This is a genomic window from bacterium (genome assembly GCA_016708315.1).
GTDB lineage: Bacteria > Zixibacteria > MSB-5A5 > CAIYYT01 > CAIYYT01 > JADJGC01.
Genome location: JADJGC010000023.1, coordinates 864,429 through 875,181, shown reverse-complemented (window position 1 = coordinate 875,181; position 10,753 = coordinate 864,429). Strand labels below are relative to the sequence as shown.

Below are 10,753 nucleotides of genomic sequence, written 5' to 3'. Positions count from 1 at the left end.
GCAAACATCGACTTGAGATCCTCATCAGTCATCTGACCGATCATTTGCCACGGCATCGGCGGGAGAATCTCGCGACCCGTACCGGTGTGTTTGCCGTTGCGCATCGCATTAACAAAGTCGTCTTCGGTCCACTTGCCAATACCCGTGTTCGGGTCGGGTGTCAAGTTGGCAGCGAACGAAACGCCCCATGGACCGGCCCACGCCGTGAAGTCGGCATTACGGCCCACGACCCAGCCATTGGGATCGGGCAATCCAGCCGCGGAATCGCTGCGACCGGCAGATTCGCTCTGTGGCCAGACAGCAAGATTGACGATCCGGTTCGGTCCCTTCGGGCCATACTTCTTGGGTGAATGGCAGTCATTACACGAGCCGGAATTTACCAAGTACGACCCGCGTTTGATCATTTCGTCCTTGGTGAGCGGCTTGTCGGCGCTGCTTTGGGCGCAATTGCAACAATCAAAGCTGCAGTAAGAAGAGAAAGTGATAGGACGGTTTTGACTTTGTCAGTCGCATTAGGTACTCCTTGTGAATATTACGGTCGTAATTTAGGAGCACTTATGGTTGTGTCAATAAATACAGAGCCATGGAGGCTATATTCGAGCAGGTTTTGATACTCGCGTTTACGAACAGATAGTCGAGTTTCTTGAAGTACGTTATTCCCGTCCCGGTCGATTTGCAGCACCGCCAGAATGCTTCCTGCGGTAATTCCACGCTGTCAATCTGCTTCATCTTCTTCTTACCCTCTTTTTGACGCTCGATCAGTTTGCGTTTACGGTGATGTCGCCGCCATAGCATTTTGCCGTGACGTTCTTGCGCATGGCGCGGACTGTCTCGCGCGCGACGACTTTGGAGCCGATTGCCGCCTGGATGATGACTTCGAACATCTGTCGCGGAATCAACTCCTGCAGTTTTGAGCAAAGTTTGCGGCCCCAGACTTGGGCGCGGTCCTGATGAATCAAACACGACAGCGCATCGACCGGTTCGGAATTGAGCAGGATGTCGAGTTTCTGCAATTTGCTGGTGCGCATTTCGAGGGAAATCGTAGTCGAGCGAAGCATATCCGCGCGAAATCGATTTGAGTTTGTCGTGGAAATCGAAGATGATCTCCGATAGTGGCAAATTAAATTCCAGTGTTGCACGCGCCGGATCGGGATAATGTGTAGCTTTGAATTCGCCGCGGCGTTCGGCGATAATCTTCATGATGCCGCCGATGTATTCCACCGGCGTGATGATTTGAGCCGCGACAAACGGTTCTTCGATATGGTCGATCAACATCGGTGAAGGCATCTTGGCCGGGTTATCGACCTTGACGATTTCGCTGTTCTTGGTGTAAACGTGATACTCGACGTTGGGCACCGTGTTGACAATCGTGACGCCGTATTCGCGTTCAAGGCGATCGTGCACAATCTCGAGATGCAACAGCCCAAGGAACCCGCAGCGGAAACCGAATCCCAATGCCAGCGACGATTCCGGTTCGAAAGTTAAGGACGCATCATTGAGTTGGAGTTTCTCCAGCGCTTCGCGGAGCTGTTCATAGCGTTCGGTGGTCGCGGGATAGATACCGGAAAAGACCATCGATTTAATTTCTTTGAAGCCCGGCAGCGGCGTTGGAGCACCATCTTTAGCATAGGTGATTGTATCGCCGACTTTGGCATCAGCAAGGTGGCGGATGTTGCAGACGATGTAGCCGACCTCCCCTGCGGTGAGTTTTTGGCCGGTTTGCGGTCGATGATCAAGTGGCCAACCTCGTCGACTTCGTATTCCGATTCCGGTGGAGAAAACTTGATGACATCGCCCTTCTGACTTCGCCATCGACGACACGCAAGTACGGAACGGCGCCGCGATAACTGTCGAACTTGGAATCGAACACCATCGCCTTCAGAGTTCCGTTGGGATCGGTGGATGGAGCCGGAATGCGCTGAACGATGGCTTCGAGAATCTCATGAATCCCGATACCCATCTTCGCGGAGGTGAAGGATATCTTCCTTCTTGCCGCCAATGAGATTGAGAATCGACTCGGCGACGCGCTCCGGTTCGGCGTGGGGAAGATCAATCTTGTTGAGTACCGATATGATTTCCAGATTCTGGTCAAGCGCTTTGTAGAGATTCGACAGCGTTTGCGCCTCGATTCCCTGAGAGGCGTCAACAACCAAGAGTGCGCCCTCGCAGGCGGCAATTGAGCGGGAGACTTCATAGGAGAAGTCGACGTGGCCGGGAGTATCGATCAAATTTAGGATGTACTTGTGCCCGTCATTAGTGATAGTGCATGCGGATCGCATGTGCTTTGATCGTGATTCCGCGCTCTTGCTCGAGATCCATATTGTCGAGCATTTGCTTGTGAGTGACGTTGATAGTGCGCGTCATTTCCGAGCAAGCGGTCCGCGATAGTTGACTTGCCGTGGTCGATATGTGCGATAATCGAGAAGTTGCGTATGTTCTTTACTAATTCCATCGGCCTATTTACGGTGCAAAGAGGGGTAATGTCAAGAGTTCGTGCTGTCTGATTGCGGTTTTTCGGGGAAGAATTTCGTTCGTTTCGGCGGCACGATTGGAGGCATCTTCGGTAAGTTTGACCTTGTCCTCAGAATATGCTACCAGCAGAAAAGCCAATAACTGCGAATTGGTGACGATATTGATACCGTAAGAAATCATCAGAAACAGGATCCCCAACACACCAATAGCGATGACTAATGCGGCGACTTGCTCGGTTCCGGAAACTGAAGAGAGCCAGTCGAAGTGCTTGAGGTTGTATACGATAGGCATTTGGGGGTCATAGCTGATGCACGAGCCGGGATACAGAGTCGTGAAGAAGCGAATCACGTTCTGGATTGGGTCGAGGGCGCTATAAGGCGCTGACGATGATGCTGTTTATCTTTCTCGCCGCCAAACCAGCCTGCAAGGAAGTTGGTTAACTGTAGAGCGCGAGCAAAGAAATAGCCGATCACAAAGATGCCAATTTTTGCGAGAAGCAGCCCGGAGATAGTCATTCCCAACCAGCGTAAGGGCTGCGTCCAGATGACATTGTAAATATAGAATGTCGCTCCGAAGGTTTCTTTCTCGCGGGCGACAATGATTGCCGGGAGTGTCAGGCAAGACGTCGCCAATCCAAAAGCAAGGAAGACGAGGAAGAGCGACCACAGAAAGAATGGTACGATGTAGAGCACTGCATAGAGAAGTTCACCGATTCCCGGAATCAGTGATACCAAGCTGACTACACCTTGAACCAGCGTTAAAACTGCTATCAAAAGCAGTACCAACTCCGCCTGAAACCCACATGGGCATCAAGTTGGAACGAGCGTCATTCGCTGCATCCCCTTCGAGAAGAAGTGGTTTCCGCGAAGATGCTCGGAAACCAAGCTTGGCTACTGTGAGGTTGCCGTAGTCATACTGACAATGAATGCGATAATTCCGACAATCCAAATTGCGCAGCTGTACCCAATGTTCCAAGCCCAAAGAAAGAACGGGAAAGAGCCTGAACTGGCTCCAGACTGAGGATAGTTGTTGCCCGTCGACTAGCAGGGCAAGGTAAGCGAACACGAGATAAGCGGCGTAGCCGAATGCCAGCGGCTGTGCCTGAGCAAGCAAGCACTTGCCGGACAAAGCCATACGTGGGGCTTTGAGAATGTCCCAGAAATCGTATCTCAGTTCAGAATTAGTAGCCATAGTGAATCATAAAGGTTAGGGATTTGGTGAATTTAAGTCAAGCGAATTAGGACAAGGTGAACTTGCAACTCTCTCGCGATGGTCAGATTAGGCAGTAAATGACAAAAATCGGCACTTATCAATTCGTAGAAATTGTGATAATCACCATATCAATTCGGGAAGTTGTGTTACATGCGGAATTTGATTTCAGTTATCGCGATTGTAGTGGCAGCATTGTCTTGTTCGAATGCGGTCGACAATAGTCGCGAGGTTGGTCAAGTAACCGGCAGGGTCTTGCTCGAGGATACGGAATTTCCGATTCCGAAGGTCGAGGTGAAGCTGGGTGATTACTCATTTACGACCGTAACAAATGGACAATTCAGCTTCTCTGTGGTTTCCGCGGGGGTTTATCAAATCTCAGCATACAAGTCGGGTTACCACCTGTATACTGATTCTTTGATTGTCTCCGGATCGACCGAGTACGAAGTCCGACTGTTTCGGGTAGGCAGTCCTAGGTAAGAAAAATTCCCTCGACTCCTTTCAGCTCATTTCAACCCCGCATAATTGACCGCTTTTGGGCTTTACTAAATTAGATTTAAGACTATATTATCAACGCTATTTCTTTAGATCTCTTACTCTGGAGTTACCTGCCATGAGAACCACGTTAAAATTTGTCACAATTCTAACTCTTCTACTGTCAACTGCAGCAATCGCCTCGGACCTTGTGAAAGTCACGCTCAGCAACCGGGATGACGCACAATTGCTCAGGAGTTACAGCCCCGATGCTGTACTCAAGACGAATTCCGGCTATCTGTTAATTGCAGAGCCTTCAACCACCGCACAACTTTCGGCATCTGGATTGAAAGTCGATACTGTAGCTTCAGCAGTCAACCGCGACGAGCTTGCACTTGACCTTCGTCTCGATAACTACAACCAGTCGAGATATTCAAGTGTCTTCTCCGAAGGCGCTATTCGCGTCTATCGGGTACCGGGTGGATTTGATCCGACTCGAGAGGATCAACCGACATTGCTCGCCTTGCCGCATCAGCCGCTCCGGATAGTTTTTGAAGAGTCGAGCTTGAAAGAATTCGTAGCACATGACCAGTCGTCGACTCCAGAGAGATTGTTAGGCACAATCCAGCAGGATTCGCTCTATTCATACACTGCTCGCCTGCAATCCTATTATCGCCGTGTTGCCGGTTCGTCAAGTATTTTCCTTGCAAGGGATTGGATCAAGGCTAAGTTCGAGTCGTTCGGATATGATTCGGTTTATCTCGATGGCTGGAGTCAGTATTTTAACGGTAAGACAAACCAGTGCTACAATGTCGTGGCGACCAAGGTTGGAACAGTATATCCGGAGATTGAGATTATTGTCGGCGCTCACTATGACGGAGTAACAACCTCGCCTGCCGGATGATAACGGTTCTGGGACGGCCGGAGTGTTAGAAATTGCCCGCGCTCTTTCCGGACACGCCGACAGAAGTCACAATCAAGTTCATTACTTTTGACGCAGAAGAATGGGGACTCTACGGCTCGTACCACTATGCCAATGCTGCGGCAGCTCGCGGTGATCAGATTCTGTTTATGTTCAATATGGACATGATCGCAAACATCTCAAACACGAATCGGGCGACAGTGTATAGTGGTGCCAACACGACATACGCCAGCATGTGGAACGGTATTGCTCAAGCAAGCTATGGTATCACTGGGTATCTTAGCGGCAACTCGAGCGGATCGGACCACTATCCATTTACGCAGAACGGGTATACAGCAGTCTTCATCATAGAATACAACTTCTCAAGCGTCTATCACTCAGCACGCGACAGCACCACATATATGAATTTCGAGTACATGACGCGGATGGTGCGCGCATCATTGGCGACAGTCGTCCAAGGCGCCAACTCAGGTGACTTTGATAACGACGGAGTTCTGAATGGTGTCGATAACTGCATTTATGTCGCGAATGCCTCGCAAGCCGACCCCGACCTCGACGCAGTCGGCAGTTCCTGCGATAACTGTCCTGATGTTTATAATCCGCTTCAGGAAGATGAGTATAATGACGGTATCGGCGACTACTGCGATGGCAGAGTGCACATTCTAAGCTATAATATGCCGCCAGCCTATCGGATGGAGAGTTACTTCTGCCAAATGGAAGCAATCGGCGGAGTTGGGTCTTACAGCTGGGCTTTCCTTGGAGGAGATCTTCCCTTTGGTCTGACATTCAACAGCCCCCCAAGGTACGCTCACAGGCGTTCCGACATTTAATGCCGATTACTACTTCACAATAACTGCGACGGACGCGGGTAGTCCAGCTAAATCAGACACGTTGAGCCTGCATATCGCCGTTACTGATGCACCGCCTCCAGACTATATTTGCGGTGATGCAGACAACAGCGGGTCGGTCAATATTTCCGACGTCGTGAGGATAATCAATTACATCTTCTCCGGAGGTACAGTGCCGGATCCGCTCGAATCGGCAGATGTTGATTGCAACTCGAGCGTGACGATTTCCGACGTAGTCTATCTGATCAGTCACATCTTTTCCGGCGGACCAGTGCCTTGTGCCGCGTGTCTGCCTTAGCACCAACAACAAATCGAATTTCGGATCACAAACATTAAGGGCGACCGGTTGGTCGCCCTTAGTGCATTAGCGGTAACTGAATGAATCGTTTACTATTGTTCGATAGGGTTACTCGCGATCATCATCATCGTCATCATCACGCTGGCGTCCGCGGGATGGTGCATTTCCACCCGGCAAATTCATGTCATAGTTGCGACGCTGTTTGTTGACCATGATGTGGGCCAAGCGCAATGGCTCGGAAGACGATATCCACGCAAGAGGTCGATAACCGTCTTGACTGCCGTCTCAACATCGATCTTGTGACCGGGGAGACAAAGAGCGGTTTGACATTTTCGCGTGATCTGATGGCGCGCCCGACTTCAATATTGCCAAGATAGATGGCAGCCGTCTCGCCGACTTCATTCCCAAGAGCATCGACCTTGCCGACAAGAATCTTTTTGGCGCAGCCGATCGTCGGCATCTCGAGCATCACACCCATGTGCGACGCCATACCGATACCGCGCGGGTGATCGATGCCGTGACCATCAAAAATAAAGACATCGGGCACAAATTTGAGCCTGCTCAGGGCTTTTGAGATGACGGGACCCTCTCGAAAGTAAAAAAGTCCGGGTACAAACGGGAAGGTGATTTCCGCTTGAGCGCGAACTTTTTCGAGTAGTTCCATCTCGGGTACTTTCATGACAACGACCGTGCAAAACGCGGTGTTGTCTTTTTTTGAGTAGGCGACATCAACTCCGCCTACGAGACGAAAAGAGGTCTTCCGGTTTAGTGCTCACCAAGGGAGCATGTTTTCTTGAAGACGCTCGGCCTCTTTTACATCGTCTGTCCAAGAATGTAGACGATTGAACTTCATTCCAATTCCTTCTACTGTACATTTTTTACTGCTCTGCAAGGGTGCGGCAAAACTGTGCTGTTGTGGGAAACAGGAGGCAGTCACCGTGGTACCACTTCATTCCAAATTGCCTGACCCGTTCGCAGTATACAAAAAGGTGGACAATATAGTACTCACTAATCTAACAGATTTCAAGGCCATAACAGTATTCTCCAAATGACTAAGTACCCGGGATCAACTCTCCAGGACATAATAGGCTGGGACATAAAGAACTGGAGCGTCGCGCTCAGAACGTGGGACAAGGTACTTTCTCAAGTCCTGCAAGGAGCCTCGGCGCTGGAAGTCGGCGCTCGAGAAGGAGGCTTGTCGCTCTACTTCGCACTCAAAGGATTCCGTGTAATTTGCAGCGATGTCGAGAACCCACGGGCGACAGCGGAGATTCGCCACCAGCGCCACGGCGTTTCTCATCTGATCAATTACGCTGCTGCCGACGCGACGCGATTACCGTTTGATAGTGGCCGTTTCGATGTAGTCGCATTTAAGTCGATTCTTGGTACCATTGGCCGCAACGACCAAATAAACCATCAGGCAAATGCTATCAGCGAAATGTACCGGGTTCTTAAGCCGGGCGGCATCCTGCTTTTTGCTGAAAACCTCGCCGGTACTGCACTTCATCGATTTTTCCGAAGGATGACTAAATGGGGAGGATATTGGCGCTATGTCACGATTGAAGAGATGCAGCAGTTTCATGGAGGGTTTTCTCACTTCAATTATGCGACTTTTGGATTCCTCGGCACGTTCGGACGCAATGAATTTCAAAGAAAGACTCTCCATCACATAGACAAAATCATTGACCCCATTCTGAAAGATCACCATAAGTACATAATATTCGGCCATGCAAGAAAGTGAAGGATGCCTGTAACGACTACCAGGCAATTGAGGAACAATTTTGCGTAACCGGTTACGAACATTCTTGCGATATTATCGTATAGCTAAACCATGTTAGAAACCACCGAGCAGAAACGTACCGACTTTACCGAAGGTTCCGTTGCAGCCTCCGTGCTGAAGATGGGGCTGCCGTCGATGATCGGGTTCCTGGCCCAGCATCTCTATTCAGTTGCCGACATGTTCTGGGTGTCGCGCCTACCGAATGGCGAAACCGGGGTTGCCGGTGTGACTTTCTTCATGAATCTGCTCTGGATGCTTTTTGCCTTCAACAGCCTCATTGGGCCTGGCTCTGTTGCGATAATCTCTCGGCGATATGGCGAAAAGGACTTCGACCGGACAGAAACAGCAATTAAGGAAACACTGATTCTGAAACTGTTCTTTGGGATACTGCTTAACCTCACAGGACTGTACTTCCTTCCGGACTTTCTCGAACTCCTCGGTGCAAAGGGGCAAGCATTAGAGATGGGAATAGTCTATGGCAGGATCATGATCATTGGTTTGCCGATTATGTATTCGGTTTACACGATTTTTACGGCCCTCCGCTGTGTGGCGAATCCGAATTTGGCGATGGCGCTGATGCTGGGGTCAAACATCCTCAACGTAATTTTGGCGCCGCTTCTGATGTTCGGCTGGATGGGTCTTCCGCAGTGGGGCATTGCCGAGCGGGTGGGCGACGGTGATCAGCGTCACAGTCACGTTTATTGTTGGCATTGCTCTGTTCTTCTCGAACAAAGTAAATGTCCGGCTCCACCTTCGCAGCAAAGTACCGATTTCGATTGCCTCTATGTGGACCATGATCTGGCTTGGCGTCCCGGCCTGGTTGGGCGAACTCTCATTCTCTCTATCCCGCTTGTTGATTACGCCGATCGTTGCCGGATTCGGCACGACTGTCGTTGCAGCCTATGGAGCGAGCATGCAAGTCATCGGGTTTGGGATGTCGATCATTGTCGGCATTGGACTTGGGCTGTCGTCTCTGATTGGACACAATATCGGCGCAAAGAAACTCGACCGCGCCAAAGCGACTGCCGACCATGCTGTTTTGTTATCGTTCGGAATTATGGCTGCGATGGGAATTCTGACCTTTGTCTTTGCGGGAGCGTACATGCGGGTGTTCTTTGAGAGCGAAGAAACGGTCCGCCACGGTGTTAACATTCTGCGTATTACGGCGATCAGTTTCCCGTTCTTTGGCGCATTCTTGATGCTTGAACAGATTCATCTTGGCGTCGGACTCAATGCGCCATACATTGTATTCAGCATTATCCATTCGTGGCTTTTCCAGGTACTACCTGCAGTCATGTTGACGCAGCTGCTTGGCTTCAATGAGACCGCCGTTTGGTGGGTTCTTACCGGCTCGGGAATTTTGACAACGATACTGTTCTACTTCTATTATCGCCGCGGCCGATGGTTGACGGCAAAGGTTTAGGCAGTTGATTTCCTATTCAGGCAACTTCGGTGATGATGTGTTGCAGTTTGATGTTGTAGGAGGTAGATTCATTAAATGACTTGGCGGCTGATCAACTTCTCAATCTGGTTTACGTTTGCCTGCGGTGTCTTCGCGCTGATGGTTCCCCACTTGATCGTCAATGATGCCCTGATTTCCCTGGGCGAACGTTCCGGCCGGATCGTAACCGACAGCACCTACTTCGTCGCTGTCAGCATTCTCCGCGTCGCAGGACTGCTGTTTTTGGCTTTTGCTATGTCGATGAAGATTCTAATCAAGCTAGGCTGGACGATGGAGAATCTCAGAGTGACACTGACAATTGTTGCCATCAACATTTTCGTCTGGGGCGGAAGCTTCATCTTCCTGATTTCAACGAAGAGCGCAGTGACACTGTCAGTGACAGGATTGGCGCTGTTGATTTGGCTGGTGATTCCGTTGTTGTTGCTCTTCGACTACAAGAAAACCGACTCGTGGCAGTCGGTGAAGTAGTAAACCGAAACTCGACTCATGAATCAAATCGGAGAGTGAGGGATTCGAACCCCCGGTCCCTTGCAGGACAACGGTTTTCAAGACCGCCGCATTAGACCGCTCTGCCAACTCTCCTGACGAGAATATATTCCTCGCACAGCCTCCGCGCAACCGAAAACCTATGCCCCAGAAATGTGATTGACGGCCAGCCACACAATGTCCATTTTACCCACGGATACTTTATGAACCTATAGACCGTTGCGACCAAGAGTCGTCGAGGAGACATTATGTCAGAAGGCTTCGTGCTGATTCGCACAATCGCAGACTTCGAAAATGGTGGAATAACGAATCAACAGCGACCCGGAAAATTCTTGGGGCTCTAACCGACGCCTCGCTAAGTCAGTCCGTCGCCAAGGACCACCGCACATTGGGTCGTATGGCCTGGCATATCATCCAGACTATGGGCGAGATGCCGACCCGCCTCGGTCTGAAAATCGACGCACCCGACGAACACTCTCCGGTTCCCACCAGCGCCGCCGCCATCCAGCAAGCGTACGACAAGGCCGCAACTTCGCTCTTGGCGACCATCAAGGCGAACTGGAATGACGAAACCCTCCTCCAGGAAGACGACATGTACGGCTCGATCTGGACGCGCAGCTTCACCCTCTTTGTTCTGATCGGCCACGAGGTTCATCACCGCGGCCAAATGACTGTGCTTATGCGTCAGGCCGGACTGAAAATTCCAGGAATTTACGGTCCATCGCTGGAGGAATGGGGCAATTACGGGATGCCGGCACCGGCGGTGTAGCGCACAAATCACGGTATGAGAAGGGGCAGGTTA

General features: G+C 50.7%; 12 protein-coding genes, 1 tRNA gene and 2 pseudogenes. 8 read left to right on the top strand and 7 right to left on the bottom strand.

Annotation, left to right across the window (positions count from 1 at the left end):
- The 5 genes and pseudogenes from IPH59_16180 to IPH59_16160 form a co-directional block, all read right to left on the bottom strand.
- Positions 1-404: diheme cytochrome c-553 (locus tag IPH59_16180; protein MBK7093223.1), on the bottom strand; the 404-nt coding region annotated here is incomplete at its 3' end.
- Between the two features lie 151 nt (positions 405-555).
- Positions 556-2,452, bottom strand: a pseudogene (gene lepA, locus IPH59_16175) (elongation factor 4).
- An 8-nt stretch (positions 2,453-2,460) separates the two neighbouring features.
- Entirely contained in the window at positions 2,461-2,820 is a 360-nt protein-coding gene (locus IPH59_16170) for a hypothetical protein (protein MBK7093222.1), read from the bottom strand.
- Positions 2,817-3,206 carry a hypothetical protein gene (locus tag IPH59_16165; protein ID MBK7093221.1) on the bottom strand — a complete coding sequence of 130 codons (390 nt, stop codon included), beginning with the start codon at positions 3,204-3,206 and terminating at the stop codon, positions 2,817-2,819. The genes IPH59_16170 and IPH59_16165 overlap by 4 nt, the downstream gene beginning before the upstream one ends.
- Positions 3,178-3,663 carry a hypothetical protein gene (locus IPH59_16160; protein MBK7093220.1) on the bottom strand — a complete coding sequence of 162 codons (486 nt, stop codon included), beginning with the start codon at positions 3,661-3,663 and terminating at the stop codon, positions 3,178-3,180. Before IPH59_16160 ends, IPH59_16165 begins: the two co-directional genes overlap by 29 nt.
- 171 nt (positions 3,664-3,834) lie before the next feature.
- Here IPH59_16160 and IPH59_16155 point away from each other — a divergent pair, with 171 nt between their 5' ends.
- From IPH59_16155 to IPH59_16140, 4 genes are all read left to right on the top strand, one after another.
- Entirely contained in the window at positions 3,835-4,161 is a 327-nt protein-coding gene (locus IPH59_16155; protein ID MBK7093219.1) for a carboxypeptidase regulatory-like domain-containing protein, read from the top strand.
- Positions 4,162-4,294: 133 nt separating this feature from the next.
- Positions 4,295-5,059: a hypothetical protein gene (locus tag IPH59_16150; GenBank protein ID MBK7093218.1), complete on the top strand. Its 765-nt coding sequence runs from the start codon at positions 4,295-4,297 to the stop codon at positions 5,057-5,059.
- A gap of 419 nt (positions 5,060-5,478) precedes the next feature.
- Positions 5,479-5,907: a thrombospondin type 3 repeat-containing protein gene (locus IPH59_16145; protein ID MBK7093217.1), complete on the top strand. Its 429-nt coding sequence runs from the start codon at positions 5,479-5,481 to the stop codon at positions 5,905-5,907.
- A 61-nt stretch (positions 5,908-5,968) separates the two neighbouring features.
- Positions 5,969-6,223 (top strand): dockerin type I repeat-containing protein, encoded by a 255-nt coding sequence (locus tag IPH59_16140; GenBank protein MBK7093216.1) that lies wholly within the window; start codon positions 5,969-5,971, stop codon positions 6,221-6,223.
- Between the two features lie 184 nt (positions 6,224-6,407).
- On the opposite strand, the pseudogene IPH59_16135 reads toward IPH59_16140, so the two are convergent.
- Positions 6,408-6,980 (bottom strand): annotated as a pseudogene (locus IPH59_16135) (endonuclease V).
- A 291-nt stretch (positions 6,981-7,271) separates the two neighbouring features.
- Between IPH59_16135 and IPH59_16130 the strand changes: the two are divergent.
- The 3 genes from IPH59_16130 (at position 7,272) to IPH59_16120 (ending at position 9,933) form a co-directional block, all read left to right on the top strand.
- Positions 7,272-7,964: a class I SAM-dependent methyltransferase gene (locus IPH59_16130; GenBank protein ID MBK7093215.1), complete on the top strand. Its 693-nt coding sequence runs from the start codon at positions 7,272-7,274 to the stop codon at positions 7,962-7,964.
- A 90-nt stretch (positions 7,965-8,054) separates the two neighbouring features.
- Positions 8,055-9,122, top strand: a complete 1,068-nt coding sequence (locus tag IPH59_16125; GenBank protein MBK7093214.1) for a hypothetical protein — start codon at positions 8,055-8,057, stop codon at positions 9,120-9,122.
- A gap of 379 nt (positions 9,123-9,501) precedes the next feature.
- Positions 9,502-9,933: a hypothetical protein gene (locus tag IPH59_16120; protein ID MBK7093213.1), complete on the top strand. Its 432-nt coding sequence runs from the start codon at positions 9,502-9,504 to the stop codon at positions 9,931-9,933.
- A gap of 29 nt (positions 9,934-9,962) precedes the next feature.
- Here the strand turns inward: IPH59_16120 and IPH59_16115 are convergent.
- Positions 9,963-10,047: transfer RNA gene (locus IPH59_16115), tRNA-Ser, on the bottom strand.
- A gap of 115 nt (positions 10,048-10,162) precedes the next feature.
- Here IPH59_16115 and IPH59_16110 point away from each other — a divergent pair.
- Positions 10,163-10,720 (top strand): DinB family protein, encoded by a 558-nt coding sequence (locus IPH59_16110; protein MBK7093212.1) that lies wholly within the window; start codon positions 10,163-10,165, stop codon positions 10,718-10,720.
- The last annotated feature ends 33 nt before the right edge of the window (positions 10,721-10,753 follow it).

What these genes read in the sequence shown, in the direction of transcription:
- IPH59_16160 (MBK7093220.1), bottom strand. Translation starts at nt 3,663, where the DNA reads ATGGCTACTAATTCTGAACTGAGATACGATTTCTGGGACATTCTCAAA.
- IPH59_16155 (MBK7093219.1), top strand. Translation starts at nt 3,835, where the DNA reads ATGCGGAATTTGATTTCAGTTATCGCGATTGTAGTGGCAGCATTGTCT.
- IPH59_16150 (MBK7093218.1), top strand. Translation starts at nt 4,295, where the DNA reads ATGAGAACCACGTTAAAATTTGTCACAATTCTAACTCTTCTACTGTCA.
- IPH59_16145 (MBK7093217.1), top strand. Translation starts at nt 5,479, where the DNA reads ATGAATTTCGAGTACATGACGCGGATGGTGCGCGCATCATTGGCGACA.
- IPH59_16130 (MBK7093215.1), top strand. Translation starts at nt 7,272, where the DNA reads ATGACTAAGTACCCGGGATCAACTCTCCAGGACATAATAGGCTGGGAC.
- IPH59_16125 (MBK7093214.1), top strand. Translation starts at nt 8,055, where the DNA reads ATGTTAGAAACCACCGAGCAGAAACGTACCGACTTTACCGAAGGTTCC.
- IPH59_16120 (MBK7093213.1), top strand. Translation starts at nt 9,502, where the DNA reads ATGACTTGGCGGCTGATCAACTTCTCAATCTGGTTTACGTTTGCCTGC.